This is a genomic window from Acinetobacter sp. GG2, from assembly GCF_000292385.1.
Taxonomy (GTDB): Bacteria; Pseudomonadota; Gammaproteobacteria; order Pseudomonadales; family Moraxellaceae; genus Acinetobacter; species Acinetobacter seifertii.
The window spans coordinates 219,391-238,900 of record NZ_ALOW01000040.1 but is presented as its reverse complement, the minus strand read 5'-3'; the positions used below and the strand labels follow the sequence as shown (position 1 = coordinate 238,900).

Genomic DNA, 19,510 nt, shown 5'->3' with positions numbered 1-19,510 from the left:
ATTAATATTAGGCTGACCCCGAGGTTTGGAGAAGCGAAATGGCTTATAGCGAAAAGGTAATTGATCATTACGAAAATCCACGTAATGTTGGTGTTTTAGACAAAAACTCTGAAAATGTTGGTACAGGTATGGTGGGTGCACCTGCATGTGGCGACGTGATGCGTTTACAGATCCAAGTAAATGACAGTGGCGTAATCGAAGAAGCACGCTTTAAAACTTACGGTTGTGGTTCTGCAATTGCATCAAGTTCTCTTGTAACTGAATGGTTAAAAGGCAAAACTCTTGATGAAGCTCAAGCAATCAAAAATATTGATATTGCGACTGAGTTAGCTCTTCCACCAGTAAAAGTTCACTGCTCTGTTTTAGCTGAAGATGCGATTAAAGCTGCGATTGAAGATTATCGTAGTAAAAAGTCAAAAGCTTAATTTGTTACCATTATAAACGTTGGAGTTTTCATGATTCATTTAACTGAAAATGCTGCGACTCATATTAGCAATTACCTTAAAAACCGAGGTAAGGGTGAAGGCATTCGCGTTGGTGTGAAAACTTCTGGTTGTTCTGGGTTGGCTTATGTTCTCGAGTTTGTAGATGAAATCGATGAACATGATCAAACTTTCGAACAGTTCGGCGTTAAGGTTTTTGTAGATCCGAAAAGCCTAGTTTATTTAGAAGGCTTAGAAATGGACTATGTTAAAAATGGCCTTAATGAAGGGTTCGAATTTAACAATCCTAATAAAAAGGGTGAATGTGGTTGTGGTGAATCTTTCACTGTTTAATCCTCTCCTTTCCTTTTTCTCATTAAAACAGTGTCTATCAAGCACTGTTTTAATGTATTTAATTAACGCGGATCCCATTTCTAATGAATCATTTTGAGTTGTTCAATTTACCTGTGGCACTCGATATCGATTTGGCAAGCTTAAAATCAAATTTCTTGAGTTTGCAGCAACAATATCATCCAGATAAAGCCTCAGATAAAGATCAAGCATTGATCAAATCAAGTGAAATCAATCAAGCTTTTAAAACACTATCACAAGTAGATAGTCGTGCTGCTTATCTTTTAGCTCTTAAGAAGCAAGATCATCATCTTGATCAATCTATTAGTGATTTTGAATTTCTACAATCTGCTTTAGAACTTCGTGAACAACTTGACGAAGCGACAACAACTGAACATTTACGTACTTTAAAGCTAGAAGTACAACAATGGATTGATGGCCTGGTTCGTGAATTCAAAATTGATTACAGTGAAGAAGATTGGGCTGAAGCACGTGATACCGTACGTAAGTTACGTTTCTTTCAACGTGTTTTAAACGATATTGATAAAGCAGAAGATCAACTGTTAGATGAAGAAGACAGCTTTGATTTAGACGATGATTTTTAATTTTGCTTTTTCTACTTTATTTTCAAGGGATTTAACTCATGGCACTTTTGCAAATTGCTGAACCGGGTCAATCCAGTGCCCCACACCAACATCGCATTGCGATTGGTATTGACCTAGGAACAACACACTCACTAGTTGCGACAGTGTTATCAGGCAAACCTAAAGTACTCAATGATGTTCAAAATAGAAGATTACTTCCTTCTATCGTTCATTATGGGGACAATACAACTCATTATGGTGAAGAAGCTAAACCATTTATCATTGCAGATCCAAAAAATACGATTGTATCTGTTAAACGATTTATGGGTCGCTCAAAAGCAGATATTAAGTTTCAGCATCCATATGAATTAGTAGGCTCAGAAAACGAGATGCCTGCTTTTGAAACTCGTGCTGGACGTAAAACACCTGTAGAAATTTCAGCTGAAATTTTAAAACAATTAAAAGATCGTGCTGAAGACAGTCTACAAAATCCTGTTAATGGTGCTGTGATTACAGTTCCTGCTTACTTTGATGAAGCTCAACGCCAAGCAACTCGTGATGCTGCTCAACTTGCTGGTTTAAATGTATTACGTTTATTAAATGAACCTACAGCTGCCGCAGTTGCTTATGGATTGGATCAAGAAAGTAACTTAGAGACCGACCGTAACTATGTAATTTACGATTTGGGCGGTGGTACTTTTGATGTATCAATCTTGCGTTTTTCACAAGGCGTATTTGAAGTCCTAGCGACTGGTGGTCACACAGCTCTAGGTGGTGATGACTTAGACCGTCTAATTGTGAAATGGGCAAAAAAACAGCTTAATATTGATGTATTAAGTAATGAAGACTATGCCGTATTTATAGTTGCAGCGCGTCAAGCTAAAGAGCAATTATCTAATCAAGATTCAGTTGAATTAAAGCTGATTGATACAACTCTTACACTAGATCGCCCTACATTTGAAAGCATTATTCAAGTGGCTCTAGATAAAACCATTAGTGTTTGTAAGCGTGTCCTACGTGATGCCAAGCTTGAGTTAACTGACATTCAAAATGTTGTTTTGGTAGGTGGTTCTACCCGCTCTTATGCGGTTCAAAAAGCAGTCCGTGACGTTTTTAATCAAGAGCCTCTTTGCACGATCAACCCGGATGAAGTTGTGGCTATTGGTGCCTCGATTACGGCAAATCAGTTAATCGGCAATAGTCAAGATGGTTCACTTCTTTTAGATGTGACTCCTCTTTCTCTTGGGTTAGAAACAATGGGTGGTTTAGTTGAACGCCTAATTTCTCGCAATACCGCTATTCCTGTAGCCCGTCGTCAAGAGTTTACAACTTATCAAGACGGCCAAACTGCCATGTTAATTCATGTAGTTCAGGGTGAGCGTGATTTAGTTGAACATTGCCGCTCATTAGGCAGATTTGTGCTTCATGGTATTCCACCAATGACAGCAGGGCAAGCTCGTATTGAAGTCACTTTCCAAGTTGATGCAGATGGTTTACTCACTGTTTCTGCTCGTGAAACAACTTCTGGTGTACAAGCCTATATTGATATTAAACCATCTTATGGTTTATCTGAAGCAGATACGGAACGCTTATTAATTGAAGGTTTTCAACATGCCGAAGAAGACAAAAATCTTCGTCACTTAAAGGAAACCAAAGTTGAAGCAGAACGTGAACTTGAGGCTCTAGAGCAAGCATTAAAAGTAGATGCAGATTTACTTGATGAAAACCAGCGTGAAGCTCTTAACTCTGCAAAAGAATCCTTGAAAACCCAGCTTGAAGGCAGCGATATCCAAGCGATTGAGCAAGCAGTTCAACAGCTTAAAGTACATAGTGATGCGTTTGCAGCACTACGAATGAATCGACATATTGACCATGCCTTAAAAGGCACAAAACTCGACGATTGGTCAAAATCAAACTAAAAGGTATAGGTGATCAATATGCCACGTATTAAAGTACTTCCTCATGCTCAGATTTGTCCCGAAGGCGCAGAATTTGAGGTTGAACAAAATGCAAATCTTTGCCAGAGCCTGCTCAACAAAGGTATCAAAATCGAACACGCTTGTGACATGTCATGCGCATGTACAACTTGCCATGTCATTGTTCGCAAAGGTTTTGATAGCTTAGAAGAAATGAATGATGTTGAAGCTGATCTTTTAGACCGTGCTTGGGGCTTAGAGCCAGACTCTCGTCTTTCATGCCAAGTTAAAATCGTAGATGAAGATCTTGAAATCGAGATTCCGAAATACACAATTAACCATGCATCAGAAAATCATTAAAATATAATAGTGAAAAAGCTGCTTCGGCAGCTTTTTTATTGTTGTAATTTATATTTGGTTTTGCTTTTGATCAATATTTATCTGCTTAACTTCGTCTTCAAGTTTAAGCTGAGCAACACCTTGAGTATTAATCAAAGTTTGTTGAACTTTAATGCGCTGAATCATTTTTTCAAGCACTTCAACCAATTCTGGATATTCATAGTTCTGTACTTCTTCTAAGTTCAGGACTAAATGGAAACCTTTATATTCATAATCAAACCATTGCTGATGATCTGACTTGTTCCCTGTATATTTTTCCATAACTTGCCATGTTTTTACTGCACCTTGAATACCTTTTAAATAAATAGGTGTTTTAGGTGCGCATAGAAAATCACTTTTAATAAGTTGATAAGTATCATCAGAAATGAGTATCTCATCGATTTCAGCAGCATATTGTAAACGTGCCGCCAAATTTACATCACGACCCACAATCGTATAAGCCATACGATGTGTTGCCCCGTAGTTCCCAACGTGGCAATAACCCGTACTAATCCCCATACGGATATGTAAAGCTGAATATCCCATTTTCTTCCAGCGTTCGCGCAACAACTTCATTTGCTGACGCATAGCAATTGCCATTTCTACACATGATTTGGCATCTTGCTCAACACCTTGGGAGTTCGGATCTCCAAAAAAAATGAGAATCGCATCTCCCATAAATTTATCGACAGTCGCCTCGTATTGCTTCGCAATTTCAGTCATATGACTTAAATAGTCATTAAGCAAGAAAGCCAAATCATCTGGAATTAAGGTTTCAGATAACTCAGTAAAACCCTGAATATCAGAAAAGAATACTGTCATTTTCTTACGTTTATATTCAATTTTTGCCTCAGCCTCACCACGCATAATAGATTGCCATAGCTGTAATGGCGCATAGCGACTTAACTGATTAGCAAAAGCGATATAACGTGTCATTTGATCATAATAATGCTGACGTTGCTGACTAATTTTTTTGACCCAGCGATGTTGGTAGTAATTTCCAATGGTTATAAACATAACCAGACCAAGCAAAGTAATTACTGTAAGTTCTTGGCTAGTAGCTTCAAAATATGGATGGAAACCGAAGAGGAAAAAAGTACTTAAATAAAAAATAATCGCACCAAGCAAGCTCGTTAAACAAATGACTGCAAACGAAATACGACTATTAATAGCTGAGTAAAATAAGGCGAAAACTGCAATAAATGTTGGAACAAGATTAAGGTGTACTCCTGCAAGAGTAACTGCCACCACAATCGTGTCTATCGCAAAAAAAACACTTTTTTGTGTTTTCTTATCAAATTGATACTGTAACCAATGTTCTAATTTAGAACTGATAAAAAGTAAAAAAAGAAAAAAAGGAGGAATATAGATTTGATAATTAGTATTTGGTGAGGTAAAAGCATAGATCACTAAAATCAATGACAGAATTGAATACCCCATCAAACGATGAAAATATGCAAACTGTTTAGGTTCTCGATCTATAAACCTCTCTAATTGCACCCTATCCTCCACATTTCAATGTAGCCACACTGAGATGTGGCATTACATTGATTTAATCCATACGCCAATCAAAAGGCATATCACCTTGACCACGTAAAGCAAGCATAAGGGTCTGACGCATGTGAGCCAAAACATCACTTGTGTATGGCACAGCTGGTGTACCCCACACTGGTTTAGGCCAAGCTACGTCATTTTGATAACGGACAACATGGTGAAAATGTAATTGAGGAACCATATTACCTAAAGCTGCAACATTCATTTTGTCAGCACGAAAAACGCGAGCTAACTGGCTAGATAACCAACTTGATTCACGTAAAAACTGTTCTTGGTCAGCTTGACTTAATTCGTATAATTCCGTGATCCCTGGTACGCGTGGTACTAAAATCAACCAAGGAAATTGCATATCATTCATTAAACGACATGTTGAAAGCGGAAAATCGCCTACAAAAAAAGTATCTTGAGCAAGTTGTGGATGCAAACTAAACATATCTTTTATAAATGACAATAAACAATAATGGCTAATACTATCACATCAGTTTTGATGTGAATATTATTAGTAGCCCGTTTGCTTACAAATAACAATGATTTTATGCACTTATTCATATCTCAAGGTATAAAAAAAGTGCATAAAATCCAATCACAACAAAACAAATGTTCCGATCAGCTACCGCTTATTAAAAAAACAGAACTCAGGCATGTAATTCACTCATCAATTTTTGTAGTAAATCATTGATAAATTGAATTCGTTTTTCATAATCTTCAAGCTGCACCATCACTTTTAAGCGCTGTCCACCTTCCATACGATAATACGTCGGGTTCTTTTGCATGAGTTGAATAATACTAATAGCCTGAACAGGAGTATCTGGTGAAAATTCAATGTTGCCGCCTTGAGTATTAATATCAATTTTTGTAATACCCAAATGCTCCGCTTTTAAGCGGATCTGATGCACGCTAAATAAGTGCTTAACTGATTGCGGTGGAACACCAAAGCGGTCAATAAGCTCCATGCGGATATTATCCAATTTTTCTTGAGTATCTGTATTACTAATGCGCTTATAGAATAATAAACGTTGATGAACATCACCTAAGTAATCATCTGGAATAAGTGCAGGAATATGTAAGTTAATTTCCGCAGTTAACGACAATGGTGCATCGAAATTCGGTGTTTTACCCTGTTGAATTGCTTTGGTCGCTTTCTCAAGCATTTCCATATACAAACTATATCCGATCGCCTGCATTGAACCGCTTTGTTGCTCACCCAATAATTCACCAGCACCACGAATTTCTAAATCTTCCGTAGCGAGCATAAAGCCTGCACCTAATGTAGAAGCTCGTTGAATTGCATCGAGGCGTTTTTCAGCATCACCTTTTAAATGTTTGATTGAAGGCACCAATAAGTAAGCATAAGCTTGATGATGCGAACGACCTACACGACCACGCAACTGGTGCAATTGTGCTAAGCCAAGTTTATCTGCACGCTCAATCAAAATTGTATTGGCATTTGGAACATCAATACCCGTTTCAATAATGGTTGAACACACCAGCACATTATATTCTTTGTGGTAGAACTGCTGCATAACTTGCTCAAGTTCACGTTCGCGCATTTGTCCATGTGCTACCGCCACGCGTGCTTCGGGCACAAGCATGCGAATATTTTCAGCCGCTCGCTCAATGGTATCTACTTCATTATGTAAGAAGTAAACTTGTCCACCACGTAATAACTCACGCAAAATCGCCTCTTTGATTGAAGCATCTGTATGTTCTTGTACAAAGGTTTTTACTGCTAAACGACGTGCTGGCGGAGTGGCAATGATCGACAAATCACGCATACCAGAAAAGGCCATATTAAGCGTACGAGGAATTGGTGTTGCGGTAAGAGTCAACATATCAACATCGGCACGTAAAGCTTTAATTCGCTCTTTGTCACGCACACCAAAACGATGTTCTTCGTCCACAACCATTAAGCCTAAATCTTTAAACTGAACATTTTCTTGTAATAGTTTGTGTGTACCTACCACAATATCGACTTTACCATCAGCCAAGTCTTCAATATTTTTCACATGAGTTTTGTTTGAACCAAATCGTGACAACACTTCAATACGAACGGGCCAATCAGCAAAACGGTCTTTAAAAGACTCATAATGCTGTTGAGCAAGTAATGTGGTAGGAACTAAAACTGCAACTTGTTTACCATTTTGCACTGCAACAAACGCTGCACGCATGGCCACTTCGGTTTTACCAAAACCTACATCACCACACACCAATCTATCCATTGGTTTTGCTTGCTGCATATCATACAGTGTGGCTTCAATTGCATTGGCCTGATCAAGCGTTTCTTCATACGCAAATCCGCTTGCAAATTGCATATAAAGCGATTGATCTAATTCAAAAGCAAAGCCAGGTTTTGATTGACGACGTGCCTGTATATGTAAAAGTTCGGCTGCAACATCATGAATTTGTTCTAAAGCTTTACGTTTTGCCTTACTCCAAGCATCTGTACCAATTTTATGTAGTGGTGCTAAATCTGGGTCGCCACCACTATAACGGCTAATCAGATGCAAGTTTGTTACTGGGACATAAACTTTAGCATCTTCAGCATAATCGAGTTGGAGGAACTCATAGTCTTGCCCTTCGATAGCAAGTGTAATTAAGCCAGCATAACGCCCCACGCCATGATCAATATGCACAACAGGAGCACCAATACTAAGCTCAGTTAAGCTTCGAATCAGAAATTCTTCAGAAACTTCCTGTTGTCGCTTACGACGACGCTGTACAACTCGGTGTTCATAAAGCTGATTTTCTGAAATAACTGTTAATTGATCAGTTATAAGTAAGCCACGGTCTAAAGGTGCATTGGTAATCGCAATTGCAAATTGACTGGTTTTGAATTGCTCAAAATTCTCTACATTTGGAATTTCCCCCAAACTTGAACGCAATGCATCTTTTAAACTTTCTCGACGTCCTGCACTTTCCGCAACCAATAGAACAGGATGGTTTGCTTCATCAATATATTTTTTTACAGCTGCAAATGGTTTTTCTTTTTTTGGATCGACCGGTAATTTAGGTGGATGTTCAGTTTTAAGGTTAAGTGCACCAGCTTTTTCTTCAATCGTTTCTGCACTCACAAGCATGCGCGGAAACTGATTTAAAGCACTCAGCAAATTATTTGGAGAAATAAATAATTCTTCAGGAGCAAGAATAGGTTGATCAATATTATGGCGTCGATCTTCATAACGACGCATAACTTCTTTCCAGAAGTTTGTTAAATCGGTATCAACATCATTAGTTGTAATTACAATGCAATTCTTTGGTAAGTACGTTGTAAACATACTTTGCGATTGCATTTGTTCTTTATCAAAAAATAAAGGTAAATAAAACTCAATCCCGGGAGATGCTATACCATCTAAAACATCTTGATAAATTGGATTTTTCTTAGGGTTTGCTGTCGGGAAAAACTCAGAATAACGATCTCTAAAAACTGACCGTGCTTCTTTTAATGGAAATTCTTTGGCAGGTAAAACTGTAAAACTTTTTAGCGTTGTAGTTGTTCTTTGGGTTTCGGGGTCAAAGAATTTTAAAGAATCAATTTCATCATCAAATAAGTCTATGCGGATAGGAGCTTCTTGCCCAGATGCAAAAATATCCATAATACTGCCGCGTACCGCAAATTCGCCATGATCATATACTGTATCTACCAAGTTGTAGCCAGCCTGAACCAATCTTAATTTTTGCTGTTCTAAATCAAATTTTTGTCCTACTCTTATGTCAAAGTGCTTACCTAAAACCCATGAATAAGGTGCAACGCGTTGAGCCAAAGTACTTGCTGAAATGAGTAATACGCCTTGCTGCGGCATATTCGATAAAATCGCAAGACGCTCCGAGACAATATCCTGATGCGGTGATAAACGATCATAAGGCAAGATTTCCCAATCGGGGAAAATTGTCGGTTTTATTCCATAAAACTCAAGTTCACTTTCTAATTGTGCAACATGCTGGTTATTTCGAGCGACTAAAACTAATAAAGAAGAATGCTGAGTCGCAATTTCTTTAAGCAATAAAGCGGCTGATGAACCTAATAATGACCCCACCCAACGCTTTTCACCGGCCTTGAGCTGTTGCAAATTCAATTGAGAGATTTCTTGTTGAAACATGTATATGGCTTTTATGAGCTAAAAAGATATGAGGTTAATAGTAGCATGATGTTTTTATTGAATTGAGTTATTTTTCTGAAATCAAGCTACTACTTTACGATACTTTTTTATAGTTCTTAAACAAATGTTTGAACTTATTTATCACGTAGAAACATCACATAATATTGGTTCAATATTTGTATGATTGCTTTAAGTTCAAGTAACTTTTCTTCAGTATTACTTAACCTTTCGACATAGCGTTGATTTGCAATCTCTAAGTCGATTTTTTCATTAATTTGTGGCGTAATTTGAAATAACTTACGTAAATCATCAAAGTTCTGTAATTTACGATTTGAAAAATATTCAAGATGCTCTGACCATTTCTCGTTAATGACAATATTTTTAATTACGGGTCCACGCTCAGAATCAAAACTAAGTTGATTCTCTTGTAAATATTTTTGCTCTGGTGACTCTTTCGAGCCTTGAAAAAGCTGGCTTAACTTTTTAAACATTTCATCACATCATATTAGTTTCAATGTAAATAATGGAGGCCACCTATTCACCTCCATCACTTATGCTTAATTAATTTCTAGCGACTATTCGTCACCCAAATCATCTAGGAAATCTACAGTCGGTACAAAAAATAAAGTACCAGTTTGCGCAGTACTAAAGTCAAGTAAACGGTCAAGATGACCTTGTTCATTTCCTAGGAACATATTTTCAAGCATTTGGCGTGTTGTACTAAATTTACGCGAATAACCAATAAAAAAAGTACCGTATTCATTTTTTGAAGGATTCGAGAAAGGCATATTGGCACGCATAATTTTTAGTTCATTGCCCTCTGCATCATGCGCTTTACTTACCACATTATGAGCTGTTAAAGGCTTTTCATCATCACCAAGTTCAACATCATTAAACTTCTTGCGTCCAATCACTTTTTCTTGTTCTGCATCGCTTAAAGCACGCCATTTTTCCATGTCATGAGTATATTTTTGAATAAATGCATAACTTCCCCCAATAAATTCAGGATCTTCACTACCCACTAGCGCCCACTGCGCTGCAATTACAGGTTCAGGGTTTTCTGTTCCATCTACAAAGCCAATAATCGCTCGACCATCGAAATAACGGAAACCATGTACTTCATCGATTGGATAAGTCACTTTACCCAACTGTTCATTGATTATGCTTCCCAACTCATAGCAAAGAGCTTGTCGATCAGCACGAATATGAAAGAATAAATCACCAGGTGTTGAAACAGCTGTGTACTTTGGGCCTTTAATTTCTTGAAATGTTTCTAATTGCTGTGGCTTTGCTTGTTCAGGAAATAAAATGCTCCATGCATTTGAGCTAAATCCCAAAGTAGCATTAAATTTACTATCCGGATAACGGTTAGATAAACTTCTGGTTAATGCTGAAAAATTAGCAGCAAAATCTTTTACTTTTTCTACAACAGAATCACCTTGAGCTAATCCCAATACAATAAATAATGCATTTTCTCCAGGATGACTCGTTACAGGCTGAATTCTCATACATTCCATAAAAACAGGCCTTATTTTTACTATTTACGGTAGTAATTTAGCATACTCATTTTTTTATCGTACGATTTCTTATTCTTTTTTATGACTTGAAAGAGACTGAATTTACCCAATCTCTTTTAAGTTTTTTAATTTATCTTAATTACCATATCGTTGTTTTAAATATTTTACAATTTGAGCAGATTCAAACATTTTAACCCCTGTATTTGGGTCAACTAGATAAGGTACTTGCATTTTACCTTGCATAATCGGCAATAACTTTTCTCTTTTCCCATCTTTTAAAGGTACATATTTACCCGGTTTTAAGCGAAGAATGGCAGGCCCCATATCTTGCCATCTTTCTTTTGCAACATTATGCAAAATATAAGGAATTTCAAGTTCACATAACAAACCTCTTACTACTCTCGAATATGGGCTTGCTTCAAAACTCCATAATTCAAGTTTTTGCTCAGGTGCAGCTCTATTTACTATTTTTTTATTAATCCAGACCCCACGTGCACCATTCAATAACGTTCCTGCAAATGCCAGATATGGCATTTTTGGATAATTTGAAAATTTCTGAGGTGTTTGTCCTGTCTTTCCATAATGTTTAAATAAGTGATGAATAATATCTTGTGATTCGTATAGCTTATCGCCTGTATTTTCATCAATAAAAAAAGGAAACTGTAATTTACCGCCTATTTGTTTTACAACTGAACGATACTTTGTTCCCCCTTTAGGGCACGGATAAATTTCAACATCCAAATTCAAAAGTGTAATCACTTCACGAACACGACGACAAAATGGTGAACCCTCAAATTCATAGAGTTTTAACGCTTTAACAGGTTGATTAGGAAATGCTGTACCTGTAACCCCTCTACCACCCTCAGCAATTGCAGATGCTACTGCTTGCAGCACTTTAATTTGATGATTCACCATGTCATGTTCCTTTATATTGTGGAGCTAAACTAATTTTTCCTTAGCAATCACAATTCCATTGTTATCTGCATAAATGAAATCTCCAGATTGAATTGTGACTCCACCAAAATACAAAGGAATATCTACTTCACCAATGCCCTTACGATTACTTTTTTGTGGAATTGCTGCCAATGCATGTACACCTAAATCCAGAGTTGCAAGTGCATCAACATCTCGTACACAGCCGTAAATAATCACGCCATTCCAGTTATTTTTAACTGCCGACTCAGCAATCATATCTCCCATAAGTGCACAGCGCATTGAAGCACCACCATCCACAACCAACACCTTCCCTGTACCATCTGTTGCTAATAACTCTTTTACACGTGAGTTATCTTCAAAGCACTTTACAGTTACAACCTGTCCACCAAAGGTTTGACGCGCACCATAACTTTTAAAGAACTTACCATCCATTGAGGGTATGACCACTTGTAAATCTTTTTCTGGGTTATCATCCAATAAATCACATGTCACAAATGGTACTGTAGACACTTTTATTCTCCCTTATCGAGTTTGCTGTATGCTCAGATTATCATATCGCTTAAATGCTTCAATTTGCGCTAGCGCCGCTACGACCATGGTATGAGCCAATTGCTCAGCAGTAACGGGTTTATATTTGAATGGTTTATGCCATTTATTTTCAATGAATTTAAATAGGCTTTGTCCTAAATCTTCAATAAAACGCACATCGCTACGTTTACCAATTAATAAAGATGGTTGGAAAATCGATAATTTTTCAATATCTAAACTTTGAATATAGTCTTCGAGTTGTCCTTTTACTTTGTTGTAAAAAACTGGTGACTTAGCATTTGCTCCAAGCGCACTCACAATTAAGAAATGAGTATGTTTATCTTGGATCAAGTCGGCAAAATGAGCATTTATTTCATAGTCAACAGCATAAAAGGCTTTCTTTGAACCTGCTATTTTTAGAGTTGTACCTAAGCAGCTAAATGCATGAGTATGATCATTTACGTCTTCGTCATTAAGTAATAAAAAATCCTCTATGACTAGTTGAGTAACTTTTTTATATGTATTAAGTAGTTGCGATTCTTTTCTAACAACAACCGTAATTGCTTCAAATTCTGGTGTTTGCTCAAGCTGCTCTACAAGAGCTAAACCAACAAGTCCTGTAGCACCTAGTACAATTGCTTTTTTCTTGCTTATAGTCATTTTTTATCCAACCTTCTTTAAGTTTGTTTCAAATTTAACCTTTTCTTACGCTTTTAGCAGCCCCTAAAACGGCTTAAAATGCTCGCAAGGCTTGACTTCACGGTGTTGATTCATCACAATATGGCACTTGTTTACGGGCTGGTGATGGTTACACCAGTTTACTGGATTGACCACAGCCCGCCCAGACCAACTTATTTTCAAGGAGTGCAAGAGTGGCAAACTCTGCTCAAGCTAAAAAACGTGCGCGCCAAAACGTTACAGCGCGTAAACACAACGCAAGCTTGCGTTCTATGGTTCGTACTTACATCAAGCGTACTTTAAGTGCAATCGCTGGTGGTGATTATGCAGTTGCTACAGAAGCTTATAAAAAAGCTGTTCCTGTAATCGACCGCATGGCTGATAAAGGCATCATCCACAAAAATAAAGCTGCTCGTCATAAGAGCCGTTTAAATGCTCAAGTTAAAGCGTTAGCTAACTAATTTGAAGCATATAAAAAAAGCCCAATAGGGCTTTTTTTATTATTTATATTTTTTGCTTTTACTGTTCATTATGAAATTTTGATACGTCCAACTCGTAAGCCTTGCCTCTCCAAATCCACTTTAATTTACAGTTGGGAAATTCATCCCCTTCAAACCATACAAATAAACCTTCCATCATTGCAGGCCAATCTGCCTTTTGTATCTGATTATTACCCGAAATTACAGCAACTATAGCTGCAATAATCGTGTCGTGGCTTACAGCTAAACTTAGCCCACTTTTTGTTTTAGGATGAGTTCGATAAATCAGTTCTAACACATCTAAAACACCAGTAATTGGATGTTTCATGCCGGGCAAAGCATTATTCACAAAACTATTAATAAACCCGAGTGCCCCTTGTTTACGAAAATAAGGAGCAGCCTGTTGAATATCGAGTACAAAGCTTCCCGGTTCTACCAATAGGCCTTGCTCAACAATTTCAATTGTATGCGTATTAGGTTCAGGGCTTACACCATCTGCACCTTCAATCATAAGCGCAGCAGTATCTACACAACGTTGGATTGGACTAGATATACAGTGTTGAATCACACGGTCCGTATTTTTAATTAAATAGCTTCCCCATGCCTGTGCTAGCTCACGCCCTTGAGGAGTAAGTTGCAAATCGTATCCTGCCAAGCCTTGTCCATCGACCAACTCTCTCAGCGAGTGCCGTGTAAAAAGGGTTACAGGGGTTGAAGCATCTGGCAATAAATCAATTGCTTCAAACATGCTTTTAGGCAATAAATCGAGTGCCATTTTATCGTGTCATCTTTTTTCAATACTTTGTCACTATAACATGTCTGGCATAACTCTCAATCCAAAACACCCGATTGAGCCAAAGCTTCAAATGCTATTTTTTTGCTTTGTTGATCACGAAATGCGATAAAGCCCCCGTTTAATACAGTATCACGCTGGTTATATTCAAAGGGTTTACCTTTTAAGGTGAGTAACCCCCCACCTATACTCTCTAATAATCCCTGACCTGAGCTGGTATCCCATTCAGAGGTAGGATGAAATCTAGGGTAAATATCAATCTCACCCTCTAACATCATGCAAAACTTATAAGCACTGCCCGCTTCACGTCGAATTACGGTACGGTTTTTTTCAATCGGTTCAATAAATTTATGATATTTCGGATTTTTACTACTGTGGCTTAAACCAATTTGTACAGGTGCTTGTGTTGAATAAGGCTCTTTTTGATATTGGTACCATTGTTGTTGGCTAAAGCTATATTTAAAAGGCAACTCTTTTAAATAACCCAAATAAACAACCTGTTCACAAGGTACAACGATTACAGAGAAGATAGTTTCGCGCCCTTCAATCAAACTCAAGTTTATCGTGAACTCATCCCGTTCATGTATAAACTCTTTGGTGCCATCAAGCGGATCTAGCATCCAGCAAGAAGACCAGTCATGGCGAGCGCTATAGTCACTTTCTTCTGATAAGACAGGTAACTCTGGTGTAATTTCCGCAAGTTGTTTTAATAAAAATTGATTTACCTTTAAATCTGCTTGAGTCACAGGTGAATCATCATGTTTTTCTTGAATATTAAACTCATATCCAGCTGAATAGTTTTGATATTCTTGTAATAAAATCTGACTAGCCTCTTCCAAGATTGGTAGCAGCTGTTCAATTAAGGCATCATTGGGACGAGTTGTTGTTATAAACATAAATAAGCTCTATTTACTTTCCTTTTCATTATAAGTGAATTATGACAAATGCAGTATTCAACAAGAGTCTAGTATCCTTAAAAATACATTCTTTTTAATTGAATCATTACAATTTTTTCATAAGCTTTGCTTTAAATCTTGAATTGGTAAAGTACTTATATTCAAAAGAAAACAACATTAATTTTTGTATATAAATTCTATTGTAACTTATGAAAAATAAACAACTTAACATAAATTCAAACATTTCATTTTCAAGCATTTCTTGTTATGTTCAATAGCACAATAACAAAACGGAAGACTAAAATATGATGCTATATGGATATCATTTCTCAACAATTGAAAATAACTGGGAAGACTTAACCCCATTAAACGAGTTTTTACAAACATTTGCAGATGATGATGGTGATGTGTCTCAAAGAGACAAAGAATCACTTAAAGAAATTATTGCTAAATCAGATACGGCTTTAGCGTTAGCAAAAGAAATGGGTTGGGACGGTAGCTATACAGGTTGCCCTTATTTATTTTGGTTACCAAGTAAAAATACGCAATCATTTGAATATGGCTTTGTTTTTAAACAAACCTCAGATAACTCAACTTTTGTAATTTCACCAATTGAATTGGCTTATCTAGCACATGATAATCAGGTACAAACTTTAAGTAAGAATATTGACTAACTATAAAGGGTTATTGACTTAACAATTAAGCCAATAACCTAGCCCCACTATTGCTATTCAAACATACTTAATTGAGGTGTAGGTTTTATAATTTTCTCTTTAGGAACATGTAAACATTCAAACTCCTCAACAGGAAAACCTTCAACAAAACTCGAAATATCTGGTGTTTCTAAACTTAACCATTCATCTAAACGGTCATGTGGAATCACAATGACTGATCTTTTGACATCGCCCGGTTCGTGAAAGTCTTTCATCATAGGATGGTCTATGGCGTCCATCGTTAACATACTTGCAGAACGGACAATCTTTTCATTTATTTTGCAAATTTCATAAATTGCTGCAATGAAAAAAGCCTGCCCATCTTTACGGCGTACAGCCCATCGTTCAGGTTTATCATTTATATATTTACTTTCATAAAACTCGGTTACAGGGATCACACCAAACTTACATTTAAGAGCAGCTTCTTGAAAACTCGGTTTTTGGAAAATTGTTTCGTGACGCGCATTATAAGTATGTTTTGCTATGTTTGTATCTTCCGCCCATTTGGGAACTAATCCAAACATGACTTCACGCCATTCAAGACCTTGCGGTGATTTGAATAATAGCGGCGTTGTGCCAGCAGGATAAACCTCATCGGCATAGCTAAAGCCGACCACAGGCAACTGAAGTTGCTGTAATTGGGCAAGCGTTAAAGGTTTAAAGTTGGCACACATAGCAAGAATAAAACACTGTACTTTTACTTCTCTTATTTTATAAACATTTACCACATAAACCAAATGAAAAGGCACTCGAAAGTGCCTTTAGCGACATAACTTTACGCTTATGAAACGTGTTGAATGCCTTGTGGAATCGCCTGCAATAATCGCTTAGTGTAGTCATGTTGAGGATGTGCATAGAGCTCATCCGAATTGGCAATTTCAACAACCTCCCCATGATTCATGACCATGACTTGATCCGAGATATATTTCACAACCGATAAATCATGTGAAATAAAGATATAACTTAGTCCAAACTCATCTTGTAAGTCCTGTAATAAGTTAAGTACTTGTGCCTGAACTGAAACATCGAGTGCCGAAACAGACTCATCACAAATTAAAATTTCAGGCTTTAGCGTTAAACAACGTGCAATAGCAATACGTTGGCGTTGCCCACCCGAGAACTCATGTGGATAACGATAGTAAGCTTGTTCAGGTAAATTCACTCGTTCAAGTAACCCAAGTGCAATTTGTTTACGCTCCGCATCATCTTTACCAATGTTATGAATTTGCATAGGCTCTAATAAAATCTGCCCGATGGTAAAGCGTGGGTTAAGCGAAGCATATGGGTTCTGAAAGATGATCTGTATCTTTCGCTGATATTTAGCAAACTCTTTTTCAGTTAATGAAAGAATATCTTTACCCTCAATGAAAGCTTCACCTCCTGTTGCTTCATGTAAGCGCATGAGCAAAAGTCCCACAGTAGTTTTACCTGAGCCTGACTCTCCCACCAGACCAAGCGTTTTCCCTTTTGCCAGTTTGAAAGAAACACCTTTTACTGCTTGAAATTCTTCTTTTCCAAATAACCCTTTACGGCTATAAAAGCTTTTTTTCAAATCCTTTACTTCTAAGACGATTTGCTCATCGCCATTTAAACCACGTTTACGCTGTGGAATTTCTGAAACATCAAAACTTTGCTCGACTAATATATTGTCTTCTTGACGCATAAAATCGCTGGTCACAGGCAAACGATAAGGTCGCTGTGACATTTGAGGACGACAATATAGCAATGCTCGGGTATATACATCTTTAGGTTGCTCTAGAACTTGTTCTGCAAGTCCCTGCTCTCTAATTTCACCATGACGCATGACAATGACTTGATCTGCAATTTCACCCACCAAAGCCAAATCATGCGTAATAAAAAGCATCGACATTTGACGGCGCTGACGCAATGATTCAAGCAGATCAATAATTTGTTTTTGAATGGTGACATCGAGTGCCGTAGTGGGTTCATCGGCTATCAGTAGCTTAGGTTCACAAGCAATCGCCATTGCAATCATGACACGTTGCTGTTGACCACCAGACAGCTGGTTAGGATAAGCATCAATCTTAGTTTCTGGTGAAGGTATCCCGACCTCTTTGAGTAACTCTAAAACACGTTGACGGGCCTGTTTACGACTCATCCCCATGTGTAAACACAACACTTCTGCGATTTGATTACCTACCGTAAAAACGGGATTTAATGATGACATGGGTTCCTGAAAAATCATGGCAATATCTTTACCACAGATTTTTCGCATATCTTTACGGGATAAACTGAGTAAGTCTTGACCTTCAAAAGCAATCTTACTTTTTTCATCAATTTTACTTTGGCCTACAGGTAGTAAGCCCATAGTTGCCAAAGAAGTAACTGACTTGCCGCTACCCGACTCACCAACTAAAGCGACAGTAGTATTTGCTGGAATATCAAAGGAGATTCCTTTAACAGTTTCGATATACTGCTTGTCTTCACCTTTAAAGCTTACACGTAAGTTTTCAATGTGGAGTAAAGGGACACTTTTTTGTTGTTCTGACATTAGGTTTTCCTCTTATTTTAGTTTTGGATCTAATGCATCACGCAGTGCATCAGTAAACATTGAAAATGCCGTAACCAAAACAGCCATTGCGACAGAGGCTGCGACAAGCTGCCACCATTTTCCTAAAAGAAGTTCACTTTGCGCCTCATTTAACATGCTCCCCCAAGACACTACGCCGACAGGTACACCGAAGCCTAAGAAGCTCAAAATAACTTCCGATTTAATAAAAGAAACCACCAAAATTGACATTTGAACCAAAGCAATATGGCTGACATTAGGAAAAATATGAATGAACATACGGCGGAAATGTCCAACACCAATTGCCTTGGCAGCCAGAACATATTCACGTGCGGTATGTTTCATATACTCAGCACGAATTAAACGGTAAACACCCGTCCAGCCCGTTAAACCTAAAATCAGAACAATAGATAAAACGCCCTTTTGTTGCAGTACGGCAGCTATCGCAAGAACTAATAATAAATATGGAATGGAAGTAAAAATGTTATAAAACCAGTTAAGGATGTCATCTACCCAACCACCAAAGTACCCTGAAATCGCCCCTAGCAGTGTACCTAAGGTTACTGCGAGCAATGCTGAAACTAGCCCTACAATAATTGAGGTTTCGGCACCTTTAATGGTCTTTTTAAGGACATCTTGTCCCCATTTGTCAGCTCCAAATATAAGCGTACTTTTAAGTTCACTTTGCTGTTCGAGTAAATGTCCACCTAGTTGCTGATCAATTGCTTTCATATCATCTGCTAACGGATCAACTACACCATAATAATCAATTGCACTTCCAGAGCTCTTTTCTTGTTTAATTTCAGCCTTGAGTTGGTGAATGACATCTTTTAAAGGATCGACTGGATTTTCCGGTAATTCCTCATCTACAGCAGCTGTCTTTTGCAAAGCTTCCGTTGTTTTATCTGCACCTATAAATGTAGGAGGTGCATAACTGACTGCAACTTCTTTATTCCAGTCCGAGGCAATCACTCCCGTAAATGATAGTAGCAATACGACCAAATAGAACAGCACAACAATGAGTGATGCAATTGCAATTTTGTCAGCCCGAAGGCGACGCATTGCAAGCCGCCATAAACCCGCTGAAGCAGGCGCTGTCTGGGTTTGTAATTTTCTTTTTGATAGAACACTTAGCATA

20 protein-coding genes are annotated in these 19,510 nt (G+C 37.7%); 7 read left to right on the top strand and 13 right to left on the bottom strand.

The annotated features are described in order from the left end of the window. The first annotated feature begins 38 nt into the window (after positions 1-38). The 5 genes from iscU (at position 39) to fdx (ending at position 3,633) form a co-directional block, all read left to right on the top strand. The gene (gene iscU / locus B554_RS0117225; RefSeq protein WP_002049835.1) at positions 39-425 is read left to right on the top strand and encodes a Fe-S cluster assembly scaffold IscU; all 387 of its coding nucleotides are present in this window, start codon (positions 39-41) and stop codon (positions 423-425) included. A 30-nt stretch (positions 426-455) separates the two neighbouring features. Continuing rightward, complete coding sequence (gene iscA, locus B554_RS0117220; protein ID WP_004701917.1) at positions 456-776, top strand: iron-sulfur cluster assembly protein IscA; 321 nt, start codon at positions 456-458, stop codon at positions 774-776. An 83-nt stretch (positions 777-859) separates the two neighbouring features. Further along, on the top strand, positions 860-1,378 hold the full coding sequence (gene hscB / locus B554_RS0117215) for a Fe-S protein assembly co-chaperone HscB (protein WP_004701919.1): 519 nt from the start codon (positions 860-862) through the stop codon (positions 1,376-1,378). A gap of 38 nt (positions 1,379-1,416) precedes the next feature. Continuing rightward, positions 1,417-3,276: a Fe-S protein assembly chaperone HscA gene (hscA, locus tag B554_RS0117210; RefSeq protein WP_004701921.1), complete on the top strand. Its 1,860-nt coding sequence runs from the start codon at positions 1,417-1,419 to the stop codon at positions 3,274-3,276. A gap of 18 nt (positions 3,277-3,294) precedes the next feature. Then, positions 3,295-3,633 carry an ISC system 2Fe-2S type ferredoxin gene (fdx, locus tag B554_RS0117205; protein WP_002049779.1) on the top strand — a complete coding sequence of 113 codons (339 nt, stop codon included), beginning with the start codon at positions 3,295-3,297 and terminating at the stop codon, positions 3,631-3,633. A gap of 48 nt (positions 3,634-3,681) precedes the next feature. Here the strand turns inward: fdx and B554_RS0117200 are convergent, their stop codons facing one another. The 8 genes from B554_RS0117200 to B554_RS0117165 all read right to left on the bottom strand — a co-directional run bounded on the left by B554_RS0117200 (position 3,682) and on the right by B554_RS0117165 (position 12,943). Then, entirely contained in the window at positions 3,682-5,151 is a 1,470-nt protein-coding gene (locus tag B554_RS0117200) for an adenylate/guanylate cyclase domain-containing protein (RefSeq protein ID WP_019459027.1), read from the bottom strand. Between the two features lie 52 nt (positions 5,152-5,203). Next, positions 5,204-5,638 (bottom strand): HIT domain-containing protein, encoded by a 435-nt coding sequence (locus tag B554_RS0117195; protein WP_004701924.1) that lies wholly within the window; start codon positions 5,636-5,638, stop codon positions 5,204-5,206. Between the two features lie 202 nt (positions 5,639-5,840). Next, on the bottom strand, positions 5,841-9,302 hold the full coding sequence (mfd, locus tag B554_RS0117190; RefSeq protein WP_019459026.1) for a transcription-repair coupling factor: 3,462 nt from the start codon (positions 9,300-9,302) through the stop codon (positions 5,841-5,843). Between the two features lie 134 nt (positions 9,303-9,436). After that, positions 9,437-9,793, bottom strand: a complete 357-nt coding sequence (locus B554_RS0117185; protein WP_019459025.1) for a hypothetical protein — start codon at positions 9,791-9,793, stop codon at positions 9,437-9,439. Positions 9,794-9,877: 84 nt separating this feature from the next. Further along, the gene (locus B554_RS0117180) at positions 9,878-10,810 is read right to left on the bottom strand and encodes a Dyp-type peroxidase (protein ID WP_025465265.1); all 933 of its coding nucleotides are present in this window, start codon (positions 10,808-10,810) and stop codon (positions 9,878-9,880) included. A gap of 144 nt (positions 10,811-10,954) precedes the next feature. Beyond that, positions 10,955-11,734, bottom strand: coding sequence for a glutathione S-transferase N-terminal domain-containing protein (locus tag B554_RS0117175; RefSeq protein ID WP_019459023.1), 780 nt, complete (start codon positions 11,732-11,734; stop codon positions 10,955-10,957). Positions 11,735-11,758: 24 nt separating this feature from the next. Beyond that, a complete protein-coding gene (gene rraA / locus B554_RS0117170; RefSeq protein WP_019459022.1) occupies positions 11,759-12,265 on the bottom strand; it encodes a ribonuclease E activity regulator RraA in 507 nt (168 codons plus the stop codon). Between the two features lie 12 nt (positions 12,266-12,277). Continuing rightward, positions 12,278-12,943: an NAD(P)H-binding protein gene (locus B554_RS0117165; protein ID WP_019459021.1), complete on the bottom strand. Its 666-nt coding sequence runs from the start codon at positions 12,941-12,943 to the stop codon at positions 12,278-12,280. 212 nt (positions 12,944-13,155) lie between these two features. Here B554_RS0117165 and rpsT point away from each other — a divergent pair, with 212 nt between their 5' ends. After that, on the top strand, positions 13,156-13,422 hold the full coding sequence (gene rpsT / locus B554_RS0117160; RefSeq protein ID WP_002117906.1) for a 30S ribosomal protein S20: 267 nt from the start codon (positions 13,156-13,158) through the stop codon (positions 13,420-13,422). A 58-nt stretch (positions 13,423-13,480) separates the two neighbouring features. Here the strand turns inward: rpsT and B554_RS0117155 are convergent, their stop codons facing one another. Together B554_RS0117155 and B554_RS0117150 are read right to left on the bottom strand one after the other, a co-directional pair. Continuing rightward, positions 13,481-14,215 (bottom strand): histidine phosphatase family protein, encoded by a 735-nt coding sequence (locus tag B554_RS0117155; RefSeq protein WP_004701941.1) that lies wholly within the window; start codon positions 14,213-14,215, stop codon positions 13,481-13,483. Between the two features lie 56 nt (positions 14,216-14,271). Further along, positions 14,272-15,129 carry a 3'(2'),5'-bisphosphate nucleotidase CysQ gene (locus B554_RS0117150; protein WP_019459020.1) on the bottom strand — a complete coding sequence of 286 codons (858 nt, stop codon included), beginning with the start codon at positions 15,127-15,129 and terminating at the stop codon, positions 14,272-14,274. Between the two features lie 305 nt (positions 15,130-15,434). Here B554_RS0117150 and B554_RS0117145 point away from each other — a divergent pair, with 305 nt between their 5' ends. Then, a complete protein-coding gene (locus B554_RS0117145) occupies positions 15,435-15,803 on the top strand; it encodes a hypothetical protein (protein ID WP_019459019.1) in 369 nt (122 codons plus the stop codon). 53 nt (positions 15,804-15,856) lie between these two features. Here B554_RS0117145 and B554_RS0117140 read toward each other — a convergent pair whose 3' ends face one another. The 3 genes from B554_RS0117140 to B554_RS0117130 form a co-directional block, all read right to left on the bottom strand. Further along, positions 15,857-16,516: an SOS response-associated peptidase family protein gene (locus B554_RS0117140; RefSeq protein WP_031944965.1), complete on the bottom strand. Its 660-nt coding sequence runs from the start codon at positions 16,514-16,516 to the stop codon at positions 15,857-15,859. A 107-nt stretch (positions 16,517-16,623) separates the two neighbouring features. Continuing rightward, the gene (locus tag B554_RS0117135; protein WP_019459017.1) at positions 16,624-18,354 is read right to left on the bottom strand and encodes an ABC transporter ATP-binding protein; all 1,731 of its coding nucleotides are present in this window, start codon (positions 18,352-18,354) and stop codon (positions 16,624-16,626) included. Between the two features lie 12 nt (positions 18,355-18,366). Beyond that, on the bottom strand, positions 18,367-19,509 hold the full coding sequence (locus B554_RS0117130; RefSeq protein WP_019459016.1) for an ABC transporter permease: 1,143 nt from the start codon (positions 19,507-19,509) through the stop codon (positions 18,367-18,369). Position 19,510 lies beyond the last annotated feature (1 nt).

Coding starts and splice junctions, on each gene's coding strand:
- B554_RS0117145 (WP_019459019.1), top strand. CDS start 15,435: ATGATGCTATATGGATATCATTTCTCAACAATTGAAAATAACTGGGAA.
- B554_RS0117195 (WP_004701924.1), bottom strand. CDS start 5,638: ATGTTTAGTTTGCATCCACAACTTGCTCAAGATACTTTTTTTGTAGGC.
- mfd (WP_019459026.1), bottom strand. CDS start 9,302: ATGTTTCAACAAGAAATCTCTCAATTGAATTTGCAACAGCTCAAGGCC.
- B554_RS0117165 (WP_019459021.1), bottom strand. CDS start 12,943: ATGACTATAAGCAAGAAAAAAGCAATTGTACTAGGTGCTACAGGACTT.
- fdx (WP_002049779.1), top strand. CDS start 3,295: ATGCCACGTATTAAAGTACTTCCTCATGCTCAGATTTGTCCCGAAGGC.
- iscA (WP_004701917.1), top strand. CDS start 456: ATGATTCATTTAACTGAAAATGCTGCGACTCATATTAGCAATTACCTT.
- B554_RS0117150 (WP_019459020.1), bottom strand. CDS start 15,129: ATGTTTATAACAACAACTCGTCCCAATGATGCCTTAATTGAACAGCTG.
- B554_RS0117140 (WP_031944965.1), bottom strand. CDS start 16,516: ATGTGTGCCAACTTTAAACCTTTAACGCTTGCCCAATTACAGCAACTT.
- B554_RS0117155 (WP_004701941.1), bottom strand. CDS start 14,215: ATGGCACTCGATTTATTGCCTAAAAGCATGTTTGAAGCAATTGATTTA.
- B554_RS0117180 (WP_025465265.1), bottom strand. CDS start 10,810: ATGAGAATTCAGCCTGTAACGAGTCATCCTGGAGAAAATGCATTATTT.
- hscA (WP_004701921.1), top strand. CDS start 1,417: ATGGCACTTTTGCAAATTGCTGAACCGGGTCAATCCAGTGCCCCACAC.
- iscU (WP_002049835.1), top strand. CDS start 39: ATGGCTTATAGCGAAAAGGTAATTGATCATTACGAAAATCCACGTAAT.
- B554_RS0117185 (WP_019459025.1), bottom strand. CDS start 9,793: ATGTTTAAAAAGTTAAGCCAGCTTTTTCAAGGCTCGAAAGAGTCACCA.
- hscB (WP_004701919.1), top strand. CDS start 860: ATGAATCATTTTGAGTTGTTCAATTTACCTGTGGCACTCGATATCGAT.
- B554_RS0117130 (WP_019459016.1), bottom strand. CDS start 19,509: ATGCTAAGTGTTCTATCAAAAAGAAAATTACAAACCCAGACAGCGCCT.
- B554_RS0117175 (WP_019459023.1), bottom strand. CDS start 11,734: ATGGTGAATCATCAAATTAAAGTGCTGCAAGCAGTAGCATCTGCAATT.
- B554_RS0117135 (WP_019459017.1), bottom strand. CDS start 18,354: ATGTCAGAACAACAAAAAAGTGTCCCTTTACTCCACATTGAAAACTTA.